Source organism: Phenylobacterium sp., assembly GCF_035309685.1.
Taxonomy (GTDB): domain Bacteria; phylum Pseudomonadota; class Alphaproteobacteria; order Caulobacterales; family Caulobacteraceae; genus Phenylobacterium.
In genome coordinates this window covers 103,341-128,310 of sequence record NZ_DATGEX010000024.1, presented here as the reverse complement: position 1 = coordinate 128,310, position 24,970 = coordinate 103,341, and the positions used below count along the sequence as shown (strand labels likewise).

The following is a 24,970-nucleotide window of genomic DNA, read 5'->3' as shown; positions in this document are numbered from 1 at the left end:
GCCCGCCAAGATGCGCCTCAGAGTCCGGGAACGGGTTCGCATTTGGAGATCAACGTGGGCTGGAAGTCGTGGCTTGTCGGCGCTGTCGCCCTGGTGCTCGCGGGCCTGCTTTGCCTGGTGTCGCCGCGGCTGGGCGGCCTGGCTCTGATCGTCCTTGCCCTGGGCGCCGTGGGGATCTTCGCCTTCCGGCTCCTGTGAGATGTGCGGGCTCACCGCCCGCTGGCGCTTCAGCCTGTGACCCAAACGCGACATTTTCAGCGACCGAGGTGGTGGGGACTCCGGGGGTCGAACCCGGACGGATTGCTCCGAGCGATTTTAAGTCGCTTGCGTCTACCAGTTCCGCCAAGTCCCCTTGCGGAACGAGGCTTAGCCGACGCCGTCCTGACGGTCGATAGAGGCCGCCGGTCAGGCGGCGGCGAGCGCGGTGCGCCGCCTTGACCGCAGCATGGCGCCCAGGCCGCCAAAGCCCAGCAGCATCAGGCCCCACGCCGACGGCTCCGGCACGCCGGGCGCGAGCGCGAAGTCCAGCGCATTGCCGTCGATGCTGATGTTGAAGCCCGCGAACGGGTCGCCTTGCGCCTGGAACGAAAACCCGACGCCGAGCACATCGCCCGGCGGCTCGGGCTGCGGATTGAAGCCGACCCAGCTGCCCGGATCGATGGAGGTCGGACCACTGAAGAACAGGCCGATATCGACGACATGGTCATCGATCAGGTACCGCCGCCCGGTCCGGCCATCGGCGTTCGGCGCGTCCGGCAGCGGCAGGACCGAGCCGTCGCCGGGCATCAAGAGCCCGATCAGGAAGGTGAAGGACCCCCCGACCGCCGGGCTGAATAGCAGGGGATCGGCGGGATTCAGCAGACCGATCAGCGCGCCATCGTCTCCGAAGCCCGGCGGATCGGGCTGCGGATTGAAGCCCACGATGACGCCGGGATCGATGGGCCCGCCAGAGGTGGTGAGCGCAAAGCCCTTCGCCCCATCCCCGAACGTATAGTTGGGGGCGAACTGCTGCAGGTTATTGACCTGGGAGGCGTTCGCCGCTCCGGCCGAAGCCATCAGCCCGGCCGCCGCCAGGGCCATCGCCATCCGCGCACGCGTCTTGGTCATGTCCGCAAACCTTTTTCAGCCCACTCGCGATGGCCGCACGGGCGGCTTCGCGGTGTGCAGCTTGCGCCGCCTGCGGGGATGCGCAATCGACCTCGCATCAGCCGAGAACGGCTCGCATCTCAGGCGTGTTTTGGGGTCTCTAGGCCGCCGCGAGCGAGGCCGGGGCGTCGCCGCCGAGGCCGCTTTCGAAGTCCTGCAGGATGTCGAGCAGCTCGGCGACATTGGCTTCCAGGGGCTTGCCCTTCGGGAAGCGGAACCGCCAGAACGACGCGATGTGGCTGACCACGCCCGTGCCTTCGCCCAGCGCCACGAGCATCTCGGGCGAGCGCAGCAGGAAGTCGCGGAAGGCGGTGGCGTTGCCGTCCTTGGTCAGCTCCATGAACACCCCGTCGTAGACCCGCAGGTAGTCGGCGACGGCCTTGACCTGCTGCTCGATATTGGCGTGCAGCTTGACCTTCATGGTCTTGACCAGGTTCTCGTGCTCGTAGTCGCGCGGCCCGACGGTCTTGACCTTCATCAGCTCGACCAGCACCTCGCGCAGCTTCGGCCAGAGGCTGTTCAGCACCCACTTGTAATAGAGGAAGCCCTTCCAGGCGAAGATGCCCTCGCGGTAGCTGTCGCCCTCAAGGCGCAGCGTCATGCGCAGCGGCTCCAGGCGCTCGTCGTTGCGGCTCGACAGCAGCGCCTCCACCAGGCGGCCGGTGTTGGCCTCGTTGCTGGTGCGGCCCTTGTAGGCCAGGTCGATCAGGCGGCTGATCTCGGTGCTGACGAAGGCCTGCATCATCTCCAGGTCGCCCTGGGAGATCTCGAAGTGGGTCTCGCTGACCTCGAATCCGCGCCGCTTGATGTGCTCGCGCAGCAGGAAGGGATCGAGCGAGGGCAGTTCGTCCAGCGCCTCCAGCACGCCGGCGTCGCGGCCCAGCTCATAGGTGGTGCCGGCCAGTTCCTGCAGGCTCTCCATCCAGCCGCGGTCGCCGACGAACAGCGAGCGGCCGCCCAGGCTGAGGTCCGAGCGCTCGAAGGGCACGATCAGCTTGGTCGCCGTGCGGTGGCGGGTGGAGACGGTGCCGATCTCATTGGCGCGCAGCCGGTGCTTCAGGATCACCGCCGCATTCAGCGCCGGCGCCACGAACAGCGGCTTGGCCAGGTGCTCGGGATTGCCGGCGTGTTTGACCGCGAGCGCAGCGAGGTTCAGCACCCGGCTGGTCGAAGCCGTGCGCTCCAGCGCCCGCATGCTGCGATAGGTCTCGGCCACGTCGCTCACCTCCCGAGACCTGCGTCTGAAGTAACCCGCAGGTACTCGATGCGCCGACCTTCACATCAAAAAGCAAAGGGCCGATTAATCGGGATCACGCGTTCTGCGAATTCGCAACCGCTGCGTGTTTAAGCCGTGGGGCCGACGAAGGTCAGGCTGGCGCTGCGCGCGGCGGGGCGGCGCAGATCGTCGTTGGCGGTCCGCAGCGGCGCGCGGCGCTGGCCGGTGATCTCGCGCCAGACGGCGTTGAACAGCTGGCGCACCTCGGTCGAGGCCGACCCGTCCCGGTCGATCTCCAGCACCGAGCGCATCTGGGCGAAGGCGGTCTGGTAGATCAGCCGCGAGCGCAGCGCGACCGGCGTCACCGGGAGCCCTGCGAACCGCAGCGCCTCGAAGGCCTTGACCACCGACGGCGGCTCGACCCCGTTGCGCGGCGGCGGGCACTGGTTCAGCACGATCATGCCCTCGCGGCCGAGCCGCTGGATGATGGCGACCGAGCGCACCGCGGCGGCCAGGTCCAGATAGGTCGGCCGGGAGACCGCCAGGCACAGGTCCGCCACCTTCACCGCCTCGGCCACGTCGGCCTCGGGCGCCGCGGGCGTGTCGATGATCAAGAGGTCCGCACCGGACCGGCGGCAGGCCTCGGTCAGGGTGAAGAGCTTCGACGCGCTGGTCTCGAAGAACAGGCCCGAGGCCTCGTCACGCTCGCGCAGCACCTCGCAGGCGGAGCGCAGCGGGTCGGCGTCGGCCAGCACGGCCTTCACGCCGGCGGCCCGCGCCGCCAGGGCCAGATTGACCGCGACCGTCGTCTTGCCCGCCCCGCCCTTGCGGGACATCACCGCCAAAGTCTTCACGCGAGGCCTCCCCAACAGGCCATAAGCGCTCGCCCCCGAACGCTTCAGCGCTCGAAGTAATGCACAGACTTATCCACAGGGCCAAGTGACTTTGCGATGACAGTAGGTCGCAGGCCGCGCCGCGGGTTCGCTAGTGGGATAGTTCCTGCATTTTCTGGAGGTTTGCGCGCTCTTCCTGCTGGCGCTGCGCAAGATCCTTGGTCGAGTAGCAGGTCTTCTTGGGGAACATGCTGCCGGTGACGGGCTCGGTCTTGCAGACCACCTTGTCGTCGGTCGGCTTGGCGGCGGCCTTGGCCGGGGCGGCGGTCGCCGCCGGGGCCGGCGTCGTCGCCGGGGCCGGCGTCGTCGCGGCCGTCGCGGCGGCAGGCGCCGTGTCGGCCAGCAGGATCGTGGCCACAAGCATCGTACTCAAAATCAAGGGAGACACTCCGGAGGGGGTTGGCGCATCAGGATTCCATAATGCGCGTCGGGGTTCACATAGCGGGTTATCGGCCGGACGCCATCAATTGTTTGCGGCGACAACTTCGCGCACGTTCTCAACCCCCTCGGCCTTCAGCGCAGCGATCAGCTCCTCGACCGTCACGGCCAGCTCCTGAGCGTCACGGCCGCGCAGCACCAGGTTGGAGCCGTAGCCCTCGGCTCCGAAGAACGGATAGCTGCCCAGCGACATCGACGGATGCGCCTTGGCCACCGCCTCCAGGGGCGCGGCGATGATCCCCTCGCCGGACCCTTCGACCCGCACCGTGCGCGCGATGGTCACCGCCCCGCCCTTCAGCCGGGGCCCCACGTCCTCCAGCATGCCGCGCATGATCGCCGGCACGCCCGCCAGCACGAAAACATTGCCGATGGTGAAGCCGGGCGGCCCCTGCACCGCGTTCTTCACCAGCTCACCGCCCACCGGCACCCGCGCCATCCTTCGCCGCGCCGCGTTCAGCTCCATCCCTGGCCGGGCTTTCAGCAGCGCGATGATCTCCGGGTGCTCGTAGAGCTCGACCCCGAAGGCGGCGGCCACCGCGTCGGCGGTGATGTCATCGTGGGTCGGCCCGATGCCGCCGGTGGTGATCACATAGTCGTAGCGGCTGCGCAGCGCATTCAGCGCGTCGACGATCTCCTCATGCACGTCCGGCACCGTGCGCGCCTCGGCCAGGTCGACGCCGTGGACGCCCAGATAGCGGGCGATGTCGCGCAGGTTGGTGTCCTGTGTCCGCCCCGACAGGATCTCGTCGCCGATGATCAGCACCGCGGCGGTGACCCGCTTCTCCTCGCCGCTCGCCATCCATCGATCCCTCGCCTACATCCGGCGCTCCCGGACGTTTCGGACTAAAACCATCCATGGACTTCCCGCAACCGCTCAAGCGCGGAACCCTCGCCGCCCGCTACAAGCGCTTCTTCGCCGATGTGGCGCTCGACGACGGGACGGAGATCACCGCCCACTGCCCCAACCCCGGCGCCATGCTGGGTCTGAACACGCCGGGCCTTAGGGCCTGGGTCTCGCGGTCCGACGACCCCAAGCGCAAGCTCGCCCACACGCTCGAACTGGTGGAGGCCGACGGCGGCCTGGTCGGGATCAACACCATGCACCCCAACCGCCTGGTCGCCGAGGCGCTGGCCGCCGGCCATTTCCCCGAGTTCACCGGCTACGCCAGCCACCGCCGCGAGGTGCGCTATGGCGCCAATTCCCGCGTGGATTTCCTGCTGGAGGCGCCGGACCGGCCGCCCTGCTGGCTGGAGGTCAAGAACTGCCACCTCATGAGAACCCCGGGCCTCGCCGAGTTTCCCGACTGCGTGGCGGCCAGGTCCACCAAGCACCTGGGCGAACTCGAAGCCATGGCCGCGCAGGGCGACCGGGCCGCGGTCCTGTTCGTCGTGCAGCGCACCGACTGCCACCGCTTCGCGCCCGCCCGCGACTGCGATCCCGCCTTCGCGAGCGCGCTGGAGCGGGTCCAGGCCAATGGCGTCGAGGTCTATATCTATGGCTGCGAGATCGACGTGGCCGGCGTGCGCCTCGCCGGGCGCATCGCCTAGCTAAGGATCAGAACTTGAGCTTGCTCTCGGTGCCGGCGAGCAGTCTTTGGATGTTCGCCCGGTGTTTGAAGATGATCATCGCCGCCAGCAGGCCCGCGAAGATCTGGAAGTAGACGGTGTTCCCGAAGGCCGGCAGGAACGAGATCGCTACGAAGAACAGCGCCGCGCAGATCGTGCCCAGGGACACGTAGCGGGTGACCGCGATGACCGCCACGAAGACGCCCAGGGAGATCAGGGTCGCCACCCAGTTGATCATGAACATCACGGCCGCCGCCGTGAGCATGCCCTTGCCGCCCCTGAACCCGAAATAGACCGGCCAGTTGTGGCCGATGACCGCGCCCGCCCCGGCCGCCAGGAGGCTCACGCAGTCCCGGCCCGCGCCCGATTGAACGTAGACGCCAAGGCGCAGTCCTATGAGACAGGCGACGATGCCTTTCAGGACATCTCCGGCCAGGACGAGCGCCGCGGCGGGCTTCCCAAGCACCCGCAGGGTGTTGGTCAGGCCGGCGCTGTTGCTGCCATGGGCGGTGATGTCCTTGCCGTAGAGCCGGCCCACGATGATCGAGGTGTTGAGGCTGCCCAGCAGGTAGCCTGCGGCCAGCGCCGCCAGGACCTTCAGAACATCGGCCATCGATCTCCCCCGAACCCCGGATCTGCCGAGCCTAGCCGGAACGCCGCGCGCCAACTACCGCTGGCCGAACGGCGGGATCCAGGTGAAAACCGCAGCCACCCCAACGTCGGAGAGTCGACAGATGCGGAATGTCTTCAACCTGGTCATGCGGATCATCTCCAGCCTGCTGGGCGTGCTGGTGGCCTGCCTGGGCGGGATCTGGATCCTTCAAGGGCTGAACATCGCCTTCAAGGTCGGCTTTATGGTCGGCGACAAGCGGTGGGTGGCCTGGGGCGCGCTGGCGGTCGTCATCGGCGTCTCGCAGATCGTGTGGAGCAACACGCGTCAGGGCTGATCCAGAGTCGGGTATCCGACATATATCGTTGTATTTGCTTAACTATTGACGAACATCCGCGCTCGGTGTGAGATTTGAGCGGCGAGGCGCGGGTGCGTCCGCAGGGGTGAAAGTCAGTGGGGGCGTAGCGTGACGTTGGTGGTGAAATTCGCGGCGGGGGCCGCGGCCTTGGCGATGTTGGGCGCGGCTCCGGCCGCCTGGGCGGTCAAGCCACCGGGCCCGACGATCATCGACTGGACCCTGAGCGACGGGACCTTCGACGACGGCGGGACCTTCTCCGGGACCTTTACCTACAACGCGCTCAGCGACACCATCACGAGTTGGCACGTCACCACGACCGCCTTTGTCGATGCAGGCGGCGACGTGGTCGGCGGAGGCTTTGTCCCGGAGACCTATTCCTCGCCGGGCGGCTGCTTTTTTATTTTCTGCTCGTCCGCCTCGGACAACGGGTCCGGCCCGACGTTTGAGACTGGCATCGTCTTCGCGCCCGCCACCTTCAATCTGACCAACATCGTGATGGGCGCACCCGGCACGGTGGCCGTCCTGACCGGAAACGAGGGAGGCTTCGCCTTCCCCGTGGGCCCGATCAGCCACGATGTGACCGGTGGGACCGCCATGGGCGTCGCCGGCGTTCCGGAACCGGCCGCCTGGGCGTTGATGATCCTGGGCTTTGGCGGCGTGGGCGCCATGCTCCGCCGTCGCCAGGCCGCGGGGGCTGTCGCCTAGGCCGATCTTCCGTCGCGAGGTAAGCGCCGGTTGAACTTTCATGGTATCGTTGCGACTTAAGGGCAGCCCCCGAAAGTCACAGACCGCACCGCCATGACCGACACTCTCGACGCCGAGTACCGCACCGGCCAGATCAAGATCCACACCGCCGCCGATTTCGAAGGCATGCGGGTGGCCGGCAAGCTCGCCGCCGAGTGCCTGGACATGCTGACGCCGCACGTCGTCCCGGGCGTGGTCTCCGACCACCTCGACACCCTGGCGCGCGAGTTCATCCTCGACCATGGCGCGATCCCCGCTTGCCTCGGCTACCGCGGCTACACCAAGACGACCTGCATCAGCGCCAACCACGTGGTCTGCCACGGCATCCCCGGCGAGCGCGTGCTGCGCGAGGGCGACATCGCCAACATCGACGTCACGGTCATCGTCGACGGCTGGCACGGCGACACCAGCCGCATGTATGGCGTGGGCCCGGTGGCGCCGCGCGCCAAGCGCCTCATCGACGTGACCTACGAGGCCATCCAGCGGGGCCTGGACGCGGTGAAGCCGGGCGCCCGCACAGGCGACATCGGCTCGGCCATCCAGACCTATGTGGAGAGCATGCGCTGCTCGGTGGTCCGCGACTTCTGCGGCCACGGCCTGGGCAAGGTGTTCCACGACGCGCCGAACATCCTGCATTTCGGCCAGCGCGGCACGGGCGAGCTCTTGCGGCCCGGCATGTTCTTCACCATCGAGCCGATGGTGAACCTCGGCAAACACCAGGTGAAGCTGCTGGCCGACGGCTGGACCGCGGTCACCCGCGACAAGTCGCTGTCGGCCCAGTGCGAGCACTCCATCGGCGTCACCGAGACCGGCTACGAGATCTTCACCGCCTCGCCCACCGGCCAGTTCAAGCCGCCGGTGATCAGCGCCTAGACCGGCGGCGCCGCGCGCTGACGCTGCGGCGCCCCTTGCCGCGCAAGGGAAAACGCCCGACCCTTCCGGCGTGATCTGGGAGGGAATGTCATGAAGGCTGTCGCCGTACTCACCGCGCCGTTTGCGCTGGTGCTGGCGCTCGCCCTGCCCTCGGCCGTCGGCGCCGACGCGACCCAGGTCGGCATCGGCTACATCTGCGGCGCCGAGCGGGACACGACACCCAGGGCCACGGCCGCGGTGATGTTGGCCGGCGTCGGCAACGGATCGTCGCCCGCCGACACGGCCAACGCCCAGGCCCAGGCCTGGTACAACGAGGGCCTCAACCTCTACCACGCCTTCAACCACAATGAGGCCCGCGCCGCCTTCGCCAGGGCCGCCGAGCTCGACCCGACCTGCGCGCTCTGCGAATGGGGCGTGGCGCTGGGTCTGGGGTCGACGCTGAACTACGGCGTCACCGAGGACGAGACCGCCCAGGCGCTCGGCCATGCGCAGCACGCCAAGGCGCTCCTGAAGCCCGGCGACGCCCGCGCCGCGGGTTTGATCGACGCGCTGATCGTCCGCTACGCCAAGGACAAGCCGCTGGTCCGCGATCTCGACTTCGGCAAGGCCATGGAGGAGCTCGCCCACCGCTATCCCACCGACGACGAGATCGCCAATCTGGCGGCCCAGGCGCTGATGATCCCCGGCCGCGGCTCCAACCTCGCCATCGACGCGCGCGCGCTGGAGCTGATCAAGGGTGTGCTGGCCCGCCACCCCGACGACACCGCCGCCATCCACTACTACATCCACGCCGCCGAGTTCGTGGACCGGCCGGGCGATGCGTTGCCCTACGCCGAGCGGCTGGCGGGCCTCGCGCCCGGGGCCAGCCATCTGGTGCACATGGCCGCCCACACTCTGATGCATGTGGGCCAGTACGAGCAGGTGGCCATCGTCGACGCCCAGGCGCTGAAGGTCGACGCCGACACCGAAAAGCGGCTGGCCTACGCCGGACCGCTCAGCGCCCAGATGTACTATGTGCACAACTACACCTTCGGCCTGGCGGGCGCCCTGATGGCCGGCGACGCCAAGCTCGCCCTGAAGTACGCCGACCACGCCGACGTCGCCTTCCCGGTCGGCGACAAGACACCGGTCGCGCTGCCGGCCGGCCTGACCCGCTCGGAGAGCGCGCCCGACCGGCGCACCACCGCCACCTCCAAGGCGCTGGTCGCCTATGGCCGCTATGAGCCGTCCAAGGCGCTTGCCCTCAAGGAAGCGCCCGGCGACAAGCCGATCGTGAAGGTCTACCGCCACTATGCGCGCGGCGAGGCCTTCGCCTCGCGCGGCGACGCGGCCGGCGTGCGCGCCGAGGCCGACGCCATCTCCGCGCTTGTCGCCGAGGCGACCAAATCCAGCGAGCTTGGGACCATGAGCATCGGCGGCATCGCCGGCGACGTGCTGGCCGGCCGCGCGGCGATGCTGGACCATCAGCCCGAAAAAGCGGCTGGGTTCTTCGCCAAGGCCGCGGCCAACCAGGAAAAGACCTATCCCGCCAACAAAAACTTCGACCCACCGCCCTGGTGGTATCCGGTCCGCCGCAGCCTCGCCGCCGCCGACCTGGCCGCCGGCAAGCCGGACGAGGCGATCCGCGAAGCCCGCACCAGCCTCAAGGACTGGCCCGACGACGCGCTCGCTTTGCGGGTCGTCGCGCAAGCCCAGGCCAAGCAGGGCCACGCCGCGGAGGCCGCCAAGACGCTGACCCAGGCCAAGAGCGTCTGGCGCGGCGACCTCGCCAGGGTCTCGATGGACCTGACCTAGACGCCCTCTTGCCAAGCCGGAACGGATAGGGAACATTGTTCCCTTATGGACAGACCGTTCGCCGTCGAAGACGCCTCGGCCCAGCCGGACCTCTGGCGGGTCCCCGATCCGCCGAAGAAGGGGCGCCCGAAGACGGACCGCCCGCATTACATCGGCCACCGCGACCGGCTGCGGGAGCGCGCCACAGCCGGCGGCCTCGCCGCCCTGCCCGACTACGAACTGCTGGAGCTCTACCTCTTCCGCGCCATCCCGCGCGGCGACGTGAAGCCCTTGGCCAAGCAGCTCCTGGCCCGCTTCGGATCGCTGGGCGGCGTGCTGGGCGCGGCGGCGGAGGAACTGCGCACCGTCAAGGGCGTCGGCGAGGCGCTGGCGCTGGACCTCAAGCTCATGCACGAGGCGTCGCTGCGCACCGCCCGCGAGGCGGTAGCCAAACGGCCGGTGATCTCCTCGTGGTCGGCGCTCTTGGCCTATGTGAAGACCGCGCTGGCGCACGAGGCGCGCGAGCAGTTCCGCGTGCTCTTCCTCGACAAGAAGAACCAGCTGATCGCCGACGAGGTGATGAACCGCGGCACCGTCGACCATGCGCCGGTCTATCCGCGCGAGGTCATGCGGCGCGCCCTGGAGCTCTCGGCCAGCGCGGTGATCCTGCTGCACAACCACCCCTCGGGCGATCCGACGCCGTCATCCGCCGACATCGACATGACCCGCCAGGTGGTCGACGCCGGCCGGCCCCTGCGCATCGCCGTCCACGACCACCTGATCGCCGCCCGCGACGGGGTGGCGAGTTTGAAGGCCCTGGGGCTGTTCTAGTTCAGATCACGTGGTTGACGTGCTGTCCGGTCGAAGGCGGCGGCTCGGCGTGGGCCTGCTGGCCGGCCTTGTCCGCGCCCTTGGCCACGGCGCCGCTCAGCACCACGGCGGGACCCCGCGAGGAGGTCGCCTCATTGACCGGCTTATGGTCCGACTGCGACTTCGGCGGCTTCGGCGGCGTGACCGGCGGCGGCGCCTGCACAGGCGGGGCCACTTGCGTGGAATGAACGGCGAAGTCGGACGACATGGCGCGGGGTTCTCCGGCGGATATGGGCCCCCGATACACGGCTCAGCTTTAACCTCCCGTTCAGGAATAGGATGAAGTTCCGTTGACTCTGTCGCCGTCGGATCGGCCCCCTGTCGCACATTGAGGCGCGCGGCTAAGCTCACGCTATGTTCGCCGGCTGGGAAAACTTCTACCTGATGATCGGGTCCGCCGCGGCGGGGTTGATCGGCCTGTTGTTCGTGGTGGCGACGCTGACCGGCGGCCTGGGCGCCGACAAGGCCGAGATGGGCGCGCGGGTCTATCTGACCCCCACCGTTTCGCACTTCGCCGTCGTCCTGGCCGCCGCCGTCGTCACCGCCGTGCCCCGCCTGGACCCCTGGCCCACCGCCGGCCTTATCGCCGCCACCGCCCTTTGGGGCCTGGGCTACTCCGCCAATGTCGCGCGCATGCTGCACGCCCGCCGGGGGCCGGTCGCGCCGCATTGGACCGACTACTGGTGCTACGGCTACTTCCCCGGCGCGCTCTATCTGGCGCAGATCGCCGCCGCCGGCGCGCTTGCGATGGGCGTTTTCTGGGGTCAGGACGCCCTGGCCGCGGCGATGGTCGGCCTGCTTTTGCTCACGATCCGCAACGCCTGGGATCTGGTCACCTCGATCGCGCCGCAGGTCAACCGCAAGCCCTGACCCATCCGTCGCAGCAGCCCTTGCGGCGGCGCGCGATGACGCCCTAGGGTCCGCGCCTTGCTCCACCACAGGGATGCTTCATGAGCCTCGACCGCCGCAACCTGCTCGCCGCCGCCGCCGGCGCCGCCTTCGTCGCCGCCTCGCCCAAGAAGCACGGGGCGCCGGCCGCCGCGGGGCCCAATACGGCTTCGGGCGACGCCGCCCTCAACCGCTATTTCACGAGTGTCAGCGACGACCTCTTGAAGGCCGGCCCCGAGCAGGCCACGTCGCTCGGTCTCGACACCGGCGCGCGCGCGGCGCTCAAGTCGCAACTCTCCGACGCCTCGATGGCCCACATCACCGCCGACCGCGCCTGGTGCCGCGCCGGCATCGCCAGGCTGGCGGGCTTCCCGGACTCGGGCCTGTCGCCGACCGCGCGGCTCAACAAGGCGGTGCTGAACTACGCCTTCGAGGTCGGCCGCGACGCGGCGCCCTTCGACTATGGCGAGAACACCTTCACCTCGGCCCAAAGCGAGGGCGCCGGCCCCTATGTGGTCAGCCAGCAGGGCGGCGCCTATTCGTCGATCCCCGAGTTCCTCGACAGCCAGCATTCGGTGAAGACCAAGGCCGACGCCGAAGCCTATCTCTCCCGGGTCCACGAGATGGCGCGCTGCCTGCGCCAAGAAACCGAGCGGATGCGCAAGGACGCGGGCCTGGGCGTCGTCCCGCCCGACTTCATCCTCTCCAACGCCATCGGCCAACAGGAAGGCCTGCTGGCGATCAAGGCCGCCGACGCCCGCCTGGCCACCGCGCTTGGCCGCAAGGTCCGGGAGGCGCATCTCGAAGGTGACTACCAGGCCCGCGCGACGGCGCTCGTCGAAAAGGAGGTCTATCCCGCGCTGGCCGCGCAGCTCGCAACACTGAAGGGCCTGCAGGCCAAGGCTGGCCATGACGCCGGCGTCTGGCGCCTGCCGAACGGCGAGGCCTACTACCGCTGGCTGCTGCGCGAGAGCACCACGACCAACCTCAGCCCCGACGAGGTCCACAACATGGGCCTGGAGCAGAACAAGGCCATCGAGGCGCGGATGGACGGCCTGCTGCGCGCCCAGGGCCTGACCCAGGGCTCGGTGGGCGACCGCATGACCGCGCTCGGCAAGGATCCGAAGAACCTCTTCCCCAACACCGACGCCGGGCGCGAGCAGCTGATCGCCTATCTGAACGGCCTGATCGCCGGCGTGCGGCCCAAGCTCTCCAAGGCCTTCAACCTGAAGCTCAAGGCGGCCGTGCAGGTGAAGCGCGTGCCGGTCGACATCCAGGACGGCGCGGGCCAAGGCTATATGAACACCGGCTCCTTGGACGGTTCGCGGCCCTCGACCTACTACATCAATCTGAAGTCGACCGAGACCTGGCCCAAGTTCGCGCTCCCCAGCCTGACCTACCACGAGACCATTCCGGGCCACGCCTGGCAGGGCGCCTACCTGACCGAGACCGGCAAGCTGCCGCTGATCCGCATCCTGGTCTCCGGCTTCAACGCCTATGTGGAAGGCTACGCCCTCTACGCCGAGCAGCTGGCCGACGAGATGGGCATGTACGACGACAACTGGGCGGGACGCCTGGGCTACCTGCAGGCCCAGAAATTCCGCGCCGTGCGCCTGGTGGTGGACACCGGCCTGCACGCCAAGCGCTGGAGCCGCGAGCAGGCCGTGCAGTGGGCGATGGACAACGCCGGCCGCACGAAGCTCGCCATGACCAGCGAGATCGACCGCTACACCGGCACCCCCGGCCAAGCCTGCGGGTACAAGGTCGGCCACACCGAGATCAACCGCCTGCGGGACAAGGCCAAGGCCGCGCTGGGGCCGAAGTACGACCTGCGAGATTTCGACGACCTGCTGGTCAAGACCGGCTCCGTGCCGCTGACCGTGCTGGGCGCGCAGGTGGAGGGCTACATCAAGTCCGGCGGCGTGGTGAACCTTTGAGCCTGGCGGGCGAAGTCGCTGTTCGCGAGATCCGGCGCGAGGACTACGACGCGTGGCTGCCGCTCTGGGACGGCTACAACACCTTCTACGGCCGCTCGGGCCCAACCGCGCTCGACCCGGCGATCACCGCGGTGACCTGGGACCGGTTCTTCGATTCCGCCGAGCCGGTCCACGCTCTGGTGGCGGAACGCGACGGCGTCCTGATCGGCCTCGTCCACTACCTCTTCCACCGCACGACCATAATGATCGCCCCGACCTGCTATCTGAACGACCTCTTCACCGCCCCCGAGGCGCGGGGCGCGGGCGTCGGCAAGGCGCTGATCGAGGCGGTCTACGCCCGCGCCCGCGCCGCCGGCTCGACCCGGGTCTACTGGTCCACCCACGAGACCAACGCCACCGCGCAGCGGCTCTACGATCACGTCGCCCAGAAGTCGGGCTTCATCATCTACCGCCAGGACGTCTGAGCCGCCGCGGCCGGCGCAAAGCGTCGCACACGAACCAAGCTGCGCAGGAAATCGTTGCCGCGCGCGCAGACGGGTCTATGTCAGTGAGATGAGGAAACCGGGGAAGCCCTCCAGCCGAGAACCCGACCGTGAACCGCGCGCGCAGTTCGCGGCCCTGCCCTGGCGCAGGAACGGCGCCGGCGGCGTCGAGGTGCTGTTAATCACCAGTCGCGAGACCCATCGCTGGGTGATCCCCAAGGGCTGGCCGATCAAGGGCAAGAGCTCGTCGAAATCCGCCGCCCAGGAGGCCTTCGAGGAGGCCGGCGTCCAGGGCAAGATCACCAAGAAGCCGTTCGGCGGCTACGCCTACGACAAGCGGCTGAAGAACGGCCGGCTGCAGCACGTCCGCGTGGCCGTGTTTCCGTTGCAGGTGGAAAGCGAAGCCGACGCCTATCTGGAGCAGGGTCAGCGGGAGAAGCTGTGGCTGGCGCCGCCCGAGGCCGCGCGCAAGGTCGACGAACCCGAACTGATGGTGCTGCTGGCCACCTTCAAACCGTAGCCCTGCGCCGGTCAGCCCCTAACAAACGTGGTTAAGCGGAATTAACCGCAAATCTAAGCCTTACCGAAACCTTCACCGTCCTAGGTTTGGGGTTCGTTGGGGCCGTTTCCCGTGTCGCAGACCTATCCCAAGTTCGATCGCCCGCTCGCCGTCCTGCATGTCGACGACGACCCGATGAACCTGCGCGTCGTCGAGGAAATCCTCGGGGCCTTCCACCACAGCTCGGCCAAGGTGATGTCCGGCGCGGAAGCCCTGCAGCTGCTGTCCGAGCGTCCGTTCGACATCGTCCTGATGGACATCCACATGCCCGGCATGACTGGCATCGAAACCGTGGAGCGTCTGCGTGCGCAGCCGGGACCTGAGCGCAACATCCCAGTCATCGCCCTCACCGCCGACGTCTTCAGCCGCCGGCCCGAGGAGTACCGCGCGCTCGGCTTCAACGACTTCGTCTCCAAGCCGATCCTGGTCGCCGATCTGCTGAACGCCATCAAACGCGCCGCCGAACCGCCCAAGGGCTCCCTCTCCGCCGCCAACGCCGCCTAGGCCCCGCGCCAAGGGCACGCTAGGCTTCCGCCATCGGCCGCCAGAGCCGAGAGAGGGAGGCCTCCATGCCCACGCTCGACCGCGACGGCGTCAAGATCCACTACGAGATCGCGGGCGACGGTGCCGCCCTGATCCTGACCCACGGCTATTCCTCGACCGGCGAGATGTGGGCCGGTCAGATCGAGCCCTTGTCCAAGCATTTCAAGGTCATCACCTGGGACATGCGCGGCCACGGCCGGTCCGACTATCCTGAGGATCAGGACCAGTATTCCGAGGCCCTTACCGTCGAGGACATGGCCGCCCTGCTGGACGCGGCCGGGGCCAAGGACGCCGTGGTCGGCGGCCTGTCGCTCGGCGGCTATATGAGCCTGGCCTTCCACGCCACCCACCCGGAGCGCACCCGCGCCCTGCTGATCATCGACACCGGCCCGGGCTACAAGAAGGACGAAGCCCGCGACGGCTGGAACGCCAACGCCCTGCGCACCGCCGAGCGCTACGAAACGCAAGGCCTGCCCGACCCGGCCCGGGTCTCCGCCGAGGTGCGCCTGGCCCGCCACCGCGACGCGACCGGCCTCGCCCGCGCCGCACGCGGCATGCTCACGCAAAGGAACGCCCGGGTGATCGAGAGCCTGCCCAATGTCGCCGTCCCGGCCATCGTCATCGTCGGCGCCAACGACACGCCCTTCCTCGCTGCCTCCGACTACATGGCGGCCAAGATTCCCGGCGCGAAGAAGGCGGTGATTCCTGACGCCGGCCACAGCGCCAACATCGACCAGCCGGCGGCCTTCAACGCCGCCCTGATGGGCTTCCTCAAGGACGCCGGCCTGACCGCCTAACGCTGTACGGCGTAGTTGCCGCCACACCGCAAAATGCGGCACACCGGAAGCGTGGCCGCAGACAGCGACGATCCCCTGCTGGCGCTCTATCTGGCGCGTCGTTCCAACCTCGTGCGGTTCCTGGCCGCGCGGGCGGGCTCGGTGACGGCCGCCGAGGACCTGACGCAGGAACTCTACCTCAAGCTCGCCGCTCGTGAGCGCGGGGGCGAGGACGTCGGCAACCCCACGGCCCTGCTCTACAGGATGGCGCTCAACCTGATGCTCGACCGGGCGCGCGGCGAGACCCGCTCGGCGCAGCGCGACACCGCCTGGCGCCAGGCGGTCCGCACGGAGATCGGCGGGGTCGATATCGCCGAGGAGCCGCCGGCCGACGAGGCGGCCGCCTCGGCGCAGCGGATGCGCGCTTTGCTCGCCGCGGTCCAGGACCTGCCGCCCCAGGCCGGGCGCGCGTTTCGGTTGCATAAGCTGGAGGGGCTCAGCCAGGCGCAGACCGCCCAGGCGATGGGGCTTTCGGTCAAGGCGGTCGAGAAGCATGTCGCCGCCGCCCTAAAGGCGTTGACCCAGAAACTTTCGCCATGAAGTTGCAGTCGCAGACAGGGGGGTTGGGCGCCGCGGCGACGTCTTGTCGATATCAGGCGTTCTTGTTCGGGCGCGTGGGATCGTTTCGATGAGTGAGGCCTGGATCAAGGTCGACGACGGCAGGCTCGCGTCCGCGGCCGACTGGATCGTGCGCCTGCAGTCCCCCGATCTCAGCGATGCCGAGGTGGTCGAGTTCGACGCCTGGCTGGAGGCGCATCCCGCCAACGCGGCCGCCTACGACCGGACGCTGTCCGTCACCCTCGAACTGCAAGACGCCGCCTCGACGCTTTCCAAGGGCCTCGCCCAGTCATCCTCGACTGAGGCGCCCGCGCGCCGCCCGCTGCGGCCCGCCGCGCGCCGCGGCTGGCTGGTGGCCGGCGGTCTTGCGGCCGCCGCCGCGGTGGCGCTCGCGGTCACGCCGCTTGGCCTGTTCGCGCCGGCCACGGCCGAGAGCTTCGCCACCGCCAAGGGCGAGCACCGCACCGTCAAGCTGGCCGACGGCTCAACCATCGAACTCAACGCCGGCTCGCGGATCAGCGTCACGCTCGGCCGCCACGAGCGCCACGTTACGATGCCCGAAGGCGAGGCCGTGTTCGATGTGGCCGCCGACAAGGCGCGGCCCTTCCTGATCGACGCCGGCGACCGCACCGTGCGCGTGGTCGGCACCCGCTTCGACGTCCGGCATCGCGGGGCCGAGCTCTCAGTCACCGTCGAGCGCGGCGTGGTCGAGGTGGCCCCCGGCGGCGATGCGGCGGGCAAGGTCTTCCGTCTGCACCCCGGTCAGCGCCTCGACACCGTCGAACGCGCGCCCGCCGTGCAGATCGCCGCCGCCGATCCGCTGCAGGTGGAGAGCTGGCGCACCGGACGGCTGATCTTCCGCGATGAGCCATTGGGCGATCTCGTCGCCGACCTTAACCAGCAGTTCGCGAGCCCGATCACGCTCGCCGACCCGGCGCTGGCTCAGACCCGCGTCTCAGGCGTCCTGGTGCTCGACGACGAGGCTGCGGTTATTCGCCGCCTCGCTTTGCTTGCACCGGTCAAGGCGCTACCCTCAGGCGACGGAATTTCGCTTCGCAGCGATCCGGCGGCGAAGCCATGAGGGGGACACTGGGCCATATCGAGGCCGGCGGCCTTTTTGCGCGGGTCCTTCGCGGGGCTCTGCCTCCTCACGCTCGCCAGCCGGGCTGAGGCCTTCGAAGCGCGTCGGCGCTTCGCCATACCCTCCAAACCCTACGCCGAAGCCCTGATCGATCTGGCCGTGCAGGGCAACGTCTCCCTGCTGGGCGCCTCGGCCTGCGGCGGCGGCGGCAGCACTGCGCTCTCCGGCCGCTATGCGCTGCGCGACGCCCTGGCCCGGGCGCTGGCCGGCGCGCCCTGCGCCTGGCGGATCGTCGACGCCCACACCGTGCGCATCACCGCCACGACGGCGCCGCCGACCTCCCGCGCGGCCGCATCGGAGACGCCGCTGGTCTCGGAGCTGCTGGTCACCGCCGGCAAGCGCGCGGAGCGGGCCGACGACCTGCCCGCCGGCGTCAGCGCCATCAGCGGCGACCAGCTGTTCATCACCAACGCCTATGACGCGCGCGCCACCGCCGGCCAACTGGTCGGCGTGCTGACCACCAACCTGGGCCCCGGCCGCGACAAGCTGCTGATGCGGGGGCTTTCCGACGGCGCCTTCACCGGCCGCGCGCGCTCGACGGTCTCGACCTACCTCGACGACGACCCGATCAACTACAACGCCCCCGATCCGGACCTGCGCCTGGTGGACGTCGAGCGCATCGAGACGGTGCGCGGACCGCAGGGCGCGCTCTACGGCTCCGGCGCGCTCGCCGGCGTCTACCGCATCGTCACCAACAAGCCGGATTCCGAGAACTTCACCGGCGGTCTCCAGGCCAGCGGCGCCAACACCGTCGGCGGCGCGCCCAGCTACGAGAGCGACGGCTACGTCAATCTGCCCCTGGTGGATGGCCGCGCGGCGCTGAGGCTGGTGGGCTACTACGACGATCAGGGCGGCTACCTGGACGACCTCTCGCTACGCCTTTCGAACGTGGACTCGACGGTCCGCACCGGCGGGCGGGCGGCGCTTGGCCTGGCGCTGGGCGACAGCTGGACCGCGGACCTGTCGCTGGTCGGCCAGCGGCTGAGCTCGCGCGACACCCAGTACACCACCCTGACGCAGCCCGGAAAACGCGCCAACCAGGTGCGCGAGGCCTCGGAGAACGACTTCGCCCAGGCTGCCCTGACCCTGCATGGCGAGCTCGCCTGGGGCCAGGTGACCTCGTCGACCTCCTATGTGCAGCACGCCTATTCGAGCCTCTACGACGCCACCGCTGTGGCCGTTCAGTTCATCGAGACCAACAACGACCTGGGCGTCTATTCGGAGAGCGCGCGCATTCACCGCCTGGTGCAGGACGTGGTGGTCGCCTCGACCGGCGCCGGGCCGGTCTCCTGGCTGGTCGGGGCCTACGGCGCGGCCTCCGTGGAACGCACGCCCTCCTCCCTCGATCTGGTCCCCACCGCGGCGTCCGTGATCGCGGCCGTCGGCGGGCCGAAGCCGGTCCTGACCCGGGTCTACAACGAAAACCGCATCGACCATGTGCGCGAGGGCGCGCTCTACGGCGAGGGGACCTGGCGGTTCGCGCCGGGCTGGACGGTCGCGGCGGGGCTGCGCGCCTTCGACACCTCGCTGCATGTCGACGCCGACATCGTCGGCGCGCCGCCCGCCCAGTCGCGCGCGGCCGACCTCAAGGGCGACTACAGCGGCGTCTCCTCGAAGCTCTCGCTGCAGTACCAGTTCGATGACGGGCCGATGCTCTACGGCCTCTATTCGGACGGCTTTCGGCCCGGCGGCGTCAACACCACCAACTTCGTCGGCATCAAGCCGCAGCGCACCACCTTCGATCCCGACCGGCTGATGAACTTCGAGTTCGGCGCCAAGGGCCAGGTCCTCGACCACCGCCTGACGGTGCGCGCCGCCCTGTTCTACGACCTGTGGGACAACATCCAGTCCGATCAGTACCGGCAGTCGGGCCTGGCTTACACCGCCAACGTCGGCGACGCCCACATCCAGGGCCTGGAGGCCGAGGCCGCCTATGCCTGGGACTTCGGCCTGAGCCTGCAGGCCAACGCGCTCTACTCGGCGCCGAAGTTCACCCGCACCAACCCCGACTTCGCCGGCCAGCTGGGCTCCGGCCTGCCGGGCGCGCCGCGCATGTCGGGCGGCCTGGTCGCCCGCTACGAGCAGCCCCTGCCCCGCGACCTGAAGCTGCGGCTGGTGGCCCAGGCGGACTACGTCGGCCCCGCGCGTCTGACCTTCGACCCGACCTTCTCGGCGCGCACCGACCCGGTCATCGACGCCGAGCTGCTGGCCGAGGTGGCCGCCAGGCGCTGGAGCGTCAGCGTCTTCGTCAACAACCCCGCCAACACCGCCGGCAATACCTTCGCCTACGGCAATCCCTTCACCTTCGGCCAGGTCCGGCAGGTCACGCCGCAGCGTCCGCGCACGATCGGTCTGCGCCTCGCCGGCAGCTTCTAAGGCTCAGCTTCGCCGCCCTTGCCGACCGCGCCCCTGTGGCGCGCTGACGCACTGATTCGATTCCTGATTTTCCGACTGGGGGGCAATCAAAAGCAGCGGCGTCTTATTCTTGACGGCGGATTAACGCCGCGGGGCTCTTGGACGGGGTGTCGCCGGTGAAGCTATCGGCTTTGGTGTGTGCGCAGAACGATGAGGCGCGGCTGGCGGACTGCCTGCGCCGCCTCGACTTCTGCGACGAGATCGTGGTGGTCGCCGACCGCTGCGTGGACCGCAGCGCCGAGATCGCCCGCCAGTTCGGCGCCCGCGTGATCGATGGGATCTTCCCGCTGGAGAGCCAGCGCAAGGCCGCGGGCGTTGCGGCCTGCCTGGGGGAATGGGTCCTGGAGATCGAGCCGAACGAACACGTCGACGCCAAGCTCGCCTATGAAATCCGCGCCGCGATCCATGGCCGGCCGGGCGGCGACTGGTTCGACGTGCCGCTGGCCAACTATGTGGGCGGGACGCTGGTTCGGCGCGGCTGGGGGGCCGGGCTGGGCGAGGCGATGGCGCCGCGCCTGTTCCGCCGCAGCATGAAGCGCTGGAAGGCCGGCCGGGTCGCCCCCGACGTGGTGCTCGAAGGCCGCTACGCCGGTGCGATCGAGACGCCGATCAGCCGCTGGGCCGACGCCGATGTGGGCCAGCTGCTGGCCCGCCTCAATCGCCAGACGGCGCTGCGTGCCCTCGACCTCGCTGACGCCGACGCCGGCGGCAAGCTGACGAGCGACGTGGCCCGCGGCCTGCGCCAGTTCTGGACCTGCTATGTCTGGCGCCAGGGCGTGCGCGAAGGCGAACTCGGCCTGGCGATCTCGCTGATGGCCGGCCTCGACGCCGTGCTCTCCGGCATCCGCGCCCGCGAGATCCTCAGCGCCCGGGCCGTGGCGCAGGCCGCCGAAGCCGCCCAGCCCGCCCGCCTCGGGCGCGCCGTCTAGCCCTCGCCTTCCGCAGGCGGCTCTTCCGAGCCACCCACCAGGCCCGCCACCGTCTGGGCCAGCGTCTCCATGTTGAAGGGCTTGCGCAGGATCATCGCCTCGCCGCCCAGCGCCGCCTCCACCTGGGCGGTGTCCGCATAGCCGCTGGCGATGACGATCGGGGTGTCGGGCCGGATCAGCCGCGCGAGCCTGGCGAGCTCCGCCCCGTTCATCGCCGGCATGGCGTAGTCGAACAGCATCACATCCGGCTGGGCCGTCTCCAGGATCTCCAGCGCCGCCGCCCCGCTGTCGGCGGTGAGCACTTGGTAGCCCAGCAGCTCGAGGGTCTCGGCGGTCAGCTCGCGCACTGGGGCCTCGTCGTCCACCAGCAGCACCGTGCGTCCGCCCTTGGGCGCCAGCACCGGGCGCAGCGACGCCTGCGCCTGCGGCGCGTCCGCCGCCAGGGCCGAGCGCCGCAACAGCAGGGTCACCACCGTTCCCAAGCCCGGCGTGCTGGCGATCTCGGCCGTGCCGCCCGCCTGGCGCGCCACCCCATAGACCTGGCTGAGCCCCAGGCCGGTGCCCTTGCCGACGCCCTTGGTGGTGAAGAACGGATCGAAGGCGCGCTGGATCACCTCGGCCGGCATGCCCTCGCCGGTGTCGGCGACGCTCAGCGACACATACTCCCCCGCCTCCAGCACCGGGTCCCCGGCCGGAAGCGCGCGGATCACCGTGGAGATGGTCAGGCGCCCGCCGTTCGGCATGGCGTCGCGCGCGTTGATCGCCAGGTTCAGCACCGCCAGTTCCAGCTGGGTGCGGTCGCTCATCACCGGGACCCGCGCCTCGTCGAGGTCCACGGCCAACGCGATATCGGGCCCCAGCGTGCGCACCAGGAGGTCGCGCATCTCGGCGATCAGGTCGGCGACCACGAATGGCCTAAGCTCCAGCTTCTGGCTGCGCGAGAACGCCAGCAGTTGCCGGGTCAGGCTGGCGCCGCGCTCGGCGGCGGCGATGCCGTTCTCCGCCCAGGCCGCCACCCGCGAGCTGTCGTCGGGCTTGCGCCGGACCAGCTCGAAGGCGCCGTGAACCACCTGCAGCAGGTTGTTGAAATCGTGCGCGATGCCGCCGGTGAGCTGGCCCAGCGCCTCCATCTTCTGGCTTTGCCGCAGCGCCTCCTCGGCCTTGCCGCGCGCCTCCATCTCCTCGACCAGCCGCGTGTTGGCCTCGGCCAGCAGCCGGGCGCGGGCCTGCAGCTGCGCCGCCGCCGCGGTCACCACGCCCAGCAGCAGGAACGCCAGCACGGTCAGGAGACCCAGCGCGGAATGCCGCGCCAGGATCGACGTCCAGGGCTCCGGCTGGATCTGCAGATAGACCTCGCCCAGGCGCGAGCCCTGCTCGGTCACCGGGCGGGACACGGTCAGATGGCGTGCGGCGAAGCGGGTCCCCAGCCTGGGCGCCCCGGCCGGTGGCGGCGGCCCGCCGGTATGGCTGTAGGTCACCACCGCCCGGCCGGAGGCGTCATAGACCGCCGCCGCGGCGATCGCCTTGTTGACCCGCAGCGCATCGACATATTCGCGCATCGCAGTGGTGTCGTCGAAGGCCAGCGCCGCCGAGACGCTGGCGGCCAGGATGTCGGCCTGCACCTCGGCCTGGCGCGCGGCCTCCGCCCGGTGATCGATCTCCGCCCGCGCCGCCAGCAACGCGCCGATGGCCAGCAGCGCCACGACGCTGGCCCAGGCCGCCGTGACCAGCCGCCGGTCCGCCAGCCGGCGGGACAGGATGGGGTCGCGCGGGCTCATCGCTTCACCGCCACGGCAAGCGCCAAAAGCTTCGAACTGATCGCCACGCCATTGCGGTCGGCCTGGCCGGCGTCGATGGAGAACCGCACCTTGCCGCCGTCCAGCAGCAGATGGACGATGCCGCGCCCGGGTGGGCCACGCGCCTCGTCGGTGACGGTCAGCACCGGCGCGCCCTCCACGGCCTGCAAGGCCTGCGCCTTCGACTGGGCGGCCCCGCCGGCGACATAGGCGATCTGGCAACCGACGTCGGGCTCCAGGCGGGCGACCCGCTTGACGGTCACCGGATGCGTGCCGACCGCCTGGCCCGCGGTCGCCTGGTCGAGCAGCGGTCCGAACGGATCGGCGCCCTGCACGCAGATCACCAGCGGCGCATTGGAGGTGCTCCAGCCGGTATTGGGCCAGCTCACGAACGGCGCGAGCTTGTAGAGGTAGGTGGCCTTGACGGCCAGCTCGAGGCCGCTGTCCCCAGCCCGCGCCGGCGCGACGGCCGCCAGGGCCGCCGTGGCGGCCGCGAGCGCCGCAACCCCGCGGGCCGCGAGGCCCCGCCAGCGCAGCATCAGAATCCCCACCTCAGGCCGACATAGCCGCTGCGCGGCACGAAGCGAACCGGCGTGGTCGAGGCGTCGTTGATCTCCAGGTGGCGGGGATTCAGCAGGTTGAAGCCGCTCACCGAAAGCTCCAGGCCGGGCCGCACCTTCCAGGCGAGGCGGGCGTCGGCCTCGGTATAGGCCGGCGCGTTGTCGAAGCCAGCCACGCCGGCGGTCCGCCCGACCCGGCGCAGCGCCAGGTTCAGGTCGAGGTCACGGCTGAGGGTCATGTCGGAACGCAGCTGCGCTTGATATTTGGGGTCGACGCCGGCGATCTGCAGCTGGGTGAGATCGGCGTTGCCCGGCTTCAGGCGATAGTCTCGCTCAAGCGTGTTGAAGCCCGCCCGCAAGCGCCACCAGTCGGTGACCGTGAAGGTTCCCCAAGCCTCCACGCCATAGCTCCGTCCCTCGCCGCCGTTGCGCAGAACGATCGGCAGCACCGCAGCCCCGCCCAGCGGCTGGTCGGTGCGCAGGTCGTCGTAGTCGTCGTAGAAGGCCGTAATCGAGAACGAGGTGCGCGGTGTAGGCTGCGCCCGGTAACCCAATTCGTAGGACCACAGGGACTCCGACTGGAAGTCCGGCGACGGCAAAAGGACGCCGGTCGCGGTCAGCTCCCGCTCGATGCGGTTGGGCGTGCGCACTGCCCGCGAGACAGCCCCCCAGACCAGGGTCCCCTCGCCCGGTGTCCAGGCCAGCCGCACGTTGGGCATCCAGTCCAGGCCGGAATAGCTGTTGTCCTCCAGCTTCAGCCCGACCGTCAGCTTGAGGTCCGGCCGCAGACTGACCACGTCCTGGGCGAATATGGCGGCCACTGTGATGTTTGCCCGCGGCTGGGCGAAGTGGAAGATGTTGGTGGAGAGGAAATACTCGCGCCAAAGCCTCGCCTCGCCGCCGACCACCAGTTGGTGCGCGCCGACGGTGAAGGCGTCCTGCGCCGACACATTGTAGGTGGTGCGCCGCTCGTGGGTGTCGATCGCCGAGCGGTCGTCCACCGCCACGTCGGCCTGCGCCTGCAGCTGCGCGCCATTGGCCAGGGTGCGCGCGATATGGGCCGCCACATCGCCGCCCCACAGGTTGCCGTCGGCGTCGGGCATGTGGTTGTCGTAGGTCTTCAGCGAGAGCGAGTAGTTGAGCGGCCCGTCGCCGCCGTCGAGGTGCAGGTTGCCCATGGCGCCGCGGATGCCGTCGTCGGTGGCGTCGCCGGGCGCCCGATCCAGGCCGGAGCGGTCGAAGCTGGAGATGGTGGCATGGAGGCCCAGCCCACCCAGCCTGCCGCTCCAACTCGCGGTCGCCTCGCGGTCGAGATTGCCGCCGCCGACATCCAGCTTCAGGCCGTCGCCGGAGGATCCGGTGATCACGTTGATCACGCCGTTGACCGCGTTCGCCCCCCAGAGCGTGCCGCCCGGCCCGCTGATCACCTCGATCCGCACGATGCTGGAGACCGCCACGTCGACCTGCTGCCAGAGCACGCCCGAACCGATCGGCTCATAGACGCTGCGCCCGTTGATCAGCACCAGAAGCTTGTTGGAGCTTTCCGCCGAATTGCCGCCGCGCGCGGTGATTGCATATTGGCCCGCGTTGATCCGCGCGACCTCAAGGTTCGGCGCCAGTCTCAGCGCCTCGGGCAGGCTGGTCGCGCCGGAGCGGCGGATATCCTCGGCGGTGATCACGAAGACCGACGCCGGCGCCTGGCTGAGCGGCTCCTCGCGCTTCGAGACCGAGGTCACGGTCAGGTTCGCCAGGTCCTCCAGGGAGAAGTCCCTGAGGCGCTCGACCGTCTGATCGGCCGCGGCAAGATCTTCGGCGCGCGCCGCCCAGGGCGCCGTCATT

27 protein-coding genes and 1 tRNA gene are annotated in these 24,970 nt (G+C 69.6%); 17 read left to right on the top strand and 11 right to left on the bottom strand.

Features of this window, described 5'->3' with window-relative positions:
- Nucleotides 1-54: 54 nt before the first annotated feature.
- The gene (locus VKQ35_RS07825; protein ID WP_324360244.1) at nucleotides 55-198 is read left to right on the top strand and encodes a hypothetical protein; all 144 of its coding nucleotides are present in this window, start codon (nucleotides 55-57) and stop codon (nucleotides 196-198) included.
- Nucleotides 199-267: 69 nt separating this feature from the next.
- Here VKQ35_RS07825 and VKQ35_RS07820 read toward each other — a convergent pair.
- The 6 genes from VKQ35_RS07820 to VKQ35_RS07795 form a co-directional block, all read right to left on the bottom strand.
- Nucleotides 268-352: transfer RNA gene (locus tag VKQ35_RS07820), tRNA-Leu, on the bottom strand.
- Between the two features lie 53 nt (nucleotides 353-405).
- The gene (locus tag VKQ35_RS07815; protein ID WP_324360242.1) at nucleotides 406-1,107 is read right to left on the bottom strand and encodes a PEP-CTERM sorting domain-containing protein; all 702 of its coding nucleotides are present in this window, start codon (nucleotides 1,105-1,107) and stop codon (nucleotides 406-408) included.
- 139 nt (nucleotides 1,108-1,246) lie between these two features.
- On the bottom strand, nucleotides 1,247-2,362 hold the full coding sequence (locus tag VKQ35_RS07810) for a hypothetical protein (protein ID WP_324360240.1): 1,116 nt from the start codon (nucleotides 2,360-2,362) through the stop codon (nucleotides 1,247-1,249).
- A 128-nt stretch (nucleotides 2,363-2,490) separates the two neighbouring features.
- A complete protein-coding gene (locus VKQ35_RS07805; protein WP_324360238.1) occupies nucleotides 2,491-3,216 on the bottom strand; it encodes a ParA family protein in 726 nt (241 codons plus the stop codon).
- 130 nt (nucleotides 3,217-3,346) lie between these two features.
- Entirely contained in the window at nucleotides 3,347-3,628 is a 282-nt protein-coding gene (locus tag VKQ35_RS07800) for a hypothetical protein (RefSeq protein WP_324360237.1), read from the bottom strand.
- 90 nt (nucleotides 3,629-3,718) lie between these two features.
- Nucleotides 3,719-4,492 (bottom strand): competence/damage-inducible protein A, encoded by a 774-nt coding sequence (locus tag VKQ35_RS07795; RefSeq protein WP_324360235.1) that lies wholly within the window; start codon nucleotides 4,490-4,492, stop codon nucleotides 3,719-3,721.
- A gap of 56 nt (nucleotides 4,493-4,548) precedes the next feature.
- On the opposite strand from VKQ35_RS07795, the gene sfsA reads away from it, so the two are divergent.
- A complete protein-coding gene (sfsA, locus tag VKQ35_RS07790; RefSeq protein ID WP_324360233.1) occupies nucleotides 4,549-5,241 on the top strand; it encodes a DNA/RNA nuclease SfsA in 693 nt (230 codons plus the stop codon).
- A 7-nt stretch (nucleotides 5,242-5,248) separates the two neighbouring features.
- Here sfsA and plsY read toward each other — a convergent pair whose 3' ends face one another.
- Nucleotides 5,249-5,872 (bottom strand): glycerol-3-phosphate 1-O-acyltransferase PlsY, encoded by a 624-nt coding sequence (gene plsY, locus VKQ35_RS07785; protein WP_324360231.1) that lies wholly within the window; start codon nucleotides 5,870-5,872, stop codon nucleotides 5,249-5,251.
- A 121-nt stretch (nucleotides 5,873-5,993) separates the two neighbouring features.
- Between plsY and VKQ35_RS07780 the strand changes: the two genes are divergently transcribed.
- The 5 genes from VKQ35_RS07780 to radC all read left to right on the top strand — a co-directional run bounded on the left by VKQ35_RS07780 (nucleotide 5,994) and on the right by radC (nucleotide 10,448).
- Nucleotides 5,994-6,206, top strand: coding sequence for a hypothetical protein (locus VKQ35_RS07780; RefSeq protein ID WP_324360229.1), 213 nt, complete (start codon nucleotides 5,994-5,996; stop codon nucleotides 6,204-6,206).
- A 129-nt stretch (nucleotides 6,207-6,335) separates the two neighbouring features.
- Nucleotides 6,336-6,932: a PEPxxWA-CTERM sorting domain-containing protein gene (locus tag VKQ35_RS07775; protein WP_324360227.1), complete on the top strand. Its 597-nt coding sequence runs from the start codon at nucleotides 6,336-6,338 to the stop codon at nucleotides 6,930-6,932.
- Nucleotides 6,933-7,025: 93 nt separating this feature from the next.
- The gene (gene map / locus VKQ35_RS07770) at nucleotides 7,026-7,844 is read left to right on the top strand and encodes a type I methionyl aminopeptidase (RefSeq protein WP_324360225.1); all 819 of its coding nucleotides are present in this window, start codon (nucleotides 7,026-7,028) and stop codon (nucleotides 7,842-7,844) included.
- Between the two features lie 90 nt (nucleotides 7,845-7,934).
- On the top strand, nucleotides 7,935-9,638 hold the full coding sequence (locus tag VKQ35_RS07765) for a hypothetical protein (protein ID WP_324360223.1): 1,704 nt from the start codon (nucleotides 7,935-7,937) through the stop codon (nucleotides 9,636-9,638).
- A 45-nt stretch (nucleotides 9,639-9,683) separates the two neighbouring features.
- Complete coding sequence (gene radC, locus VKQ35_RS07760; protein ID WP_324360221.1) at nucleotides 9,684-10,448, top strand: RadC family protein; 765 nt, start codon at nucleotides 9,684-9,686, stop codon at nucleotides 10,446-10,448.
- Nucleotide 10,449: 1 nt separating this feature from the next.
- Here the strand turns inward: radC and VKQ35_RS07755 are convergent, their stop codons facing one another.
- A complete protein-coding gene (locus VKQ35_RS07755; RefSeq protein ID WP_324360219.1) occupies nucleotides 10,450-10,695 on the bottom strand; it encodes a hypothetical protein in 246 nt (81 codons plus the stop codon).
- Between the two features lie 146 nt (nucleotides 10,696-10,841).
- Here VKQ35_RS07755 and VKQ35_RS07750 point away from each other — a divergent pair, with 146 nt between their 5' ends.
- From VKQ35_RS07750 to VKQ35_RS07705, 10 genes are all read left to right on the top strand, one after another.
- Nucleotides 10,842-11,357, top strand: a complete 516-nt coding sequence (locus tag VKQ35_RS07750) for a hypothetical protein (RefSeq protein ID WP_324360217.1) — start codon at nucleotides 10,842-10,844, stop codon at nucleotides 11,355-11,357.
- Nucleotides 11,358-11,437: 80 nt separating this feature from the next.
- Nucleotides 11,438-13,312 (top strand): DUF885 domain-containing protein, encoded by a 1,875-nt coding sequence (locus VKQ35_RS07745; RefSeq protein WP_324360215.1) that lies wholly within the window; start codon nucleotides 11,438-11,440, stop codon nucleotides 13,310-13,312.
- On the top strand, nucleotides 13,309-13,776 hold the full coding sequence (locus VKQ35_RS07740; protein WP_324360213.1) for a GNAT family N-acetyltransferase: 468 nt from the start codon (nucleotides 13,309-13,311) through the stop codon (nucleotides 13,774-13,776). The genes VKQ35_RS07745 and VKQ35_RS07740 overlap by 4 nt, the downstream gene beginning before the upstream one ends.
- An 88-nt stretch (nucleotides 13,777-13,864) precedes the next feature.
- Complete coding sequence (locus VKQ35_RS07735) at nucleotides 13,865-14,314, top strand: NUDIX hydrolase (RefSeq protein WP_324360211.1); 450 nt, start codon at nucleotides 13,865-13,867, stop codon at nucleotides 14,312-14,314.
- A gap of 111 nt (nucleotides 14,315-14,425) precedes the next feature.
- On the top strand, nucleotides 14,426-14,857 hold the full coding sequence (locus tag VKQ35_RS07730) for a response regulator (protein WP_324360209.1): 432 nt from the start codon (nucleotides 14,426-14,428) through the stop codon (nucleotides 14,855-14,857).
- Nucleotides 14,858-14,922: 65 nt separating this feature from the next.
- A complete protein-coding gene (locus tag VKQ35_RS07725) occupies nucleotides 14,923-15,693 on the top strand; it encodes an alpha/beta fold hydrolase (protein ID WP_324360207.1) in 771 nt (256 codons plus the stop codon).
- Nucleotides 15,694-15,744: 51 nt separating this feature from the next.
- Nucleotides 15,745-16,272: an RNA polymerase sigma factor gene (locus VKQ35_RS07720; RefSeq protein WP_324360205.1), complete on the top strand. Its 528-nt coding sequence runs from the start codon at nucleotides 15,745-15,747 to the stop codon at nucleotides 16,270-16,272.
- Between the two features lie 88 nt (nucleotides 16,273-16,360).
- Nucleotides 16,361-17,371, top strand: coding sequence for a FecR family protein (locus VKQ35_RS07715; RefSeq protein ID WP_324360203.1), 1,011 nt, complete (start codon nucleotides 16,361-16,363; stop codon nucleotides 17,369-17,371).
- A 36-nt stretch (nucleotides 17,372-17,407) separates the two neighbouring features.
- The gene (locus VKQ35_RS07710; protein ID WP_324360201.1) at nucleotides 17,408-19,807 is read left to right on the top strand and encodes a TonB-dependent receptor; all 2,400 of its coding nucleotides are present in this window, start codon (nucleotides 17,408-17,410) and stop codon (nucleotides 19,805-19,807) included.
- Nucleotides 19,808-19,962: 155 nt separating this feature from the next.
- Complete coding sequence (locus VKQ35_RS07705; protein ID WP_324360199.1) at nucleotides 19,963-20,775, top strand: glycosyltransferase family 2 protein; 813 nt, start codon at nucleotides 19,963-19,965, stop codon at nucleotides 20,773-20,775.
- Here VKQ35_RS07705 and VKQ35_RS07700 read toward each other — a convergent pair.
- The 3 genes from VKQ35_RS07700 to VKQ35_RS07690 are packed head-to-tail and all read right to left on the bottom strand — an operon-like array spanning nucleotide 20,772 to nucleotide 24,969.
- Nucleotides 20,772-22,553 carry a response regulator gene (locus tag VKQ35_RS07700; protein ID WP_324360197.1) on the bottom strand — a complete coding sequence of 594 codons (1,782 nt, stop codon included), beginning with the start codon at nucleotides 22,551-22,553 and terminating at the stop codon, nucleotides 20,772-20,774. The two genes, VKQ35_RS07705 and VKQ35_RS07700, sit on opposite strands and share 4 nt — an antisense overlap.
- Nucleotides 22,550-23,110, bottom strand: coding sequence for a YfiR family protein (locus VKQ35_RS07695; protein ID WP_324360195.1), 561 nt, complete (start codon nucleotides 23,108-23,110; stop codon nucleotides 22,550-22,552). The genes VKQ35_RS07700 and VKQ35_RS07695 overlap by 4 nt, the downstream gene beginning before the upstream one ends.
- Nucleotides 23,110-24,969 carry a TonB-dependent receptor plug domain-containing protein gene (locus VKQ35_RS07690; protein WP_324360283.1) on the bottom strand — a complete coding sequence of 620 codons (1,860 nt, stop codon included), beginning with the start codon at nucleotides 24,967-24,969 and terminating at the stop codon, nucleotides 23,110-23,112. The genes VKQ35_RS07695 and VKQ35_RS07690 overlap by 1 nt, the downstream gene beginning before the upstream one ends.
- Nucleotide 24,970: the final 1 nt, after the last annotated feature.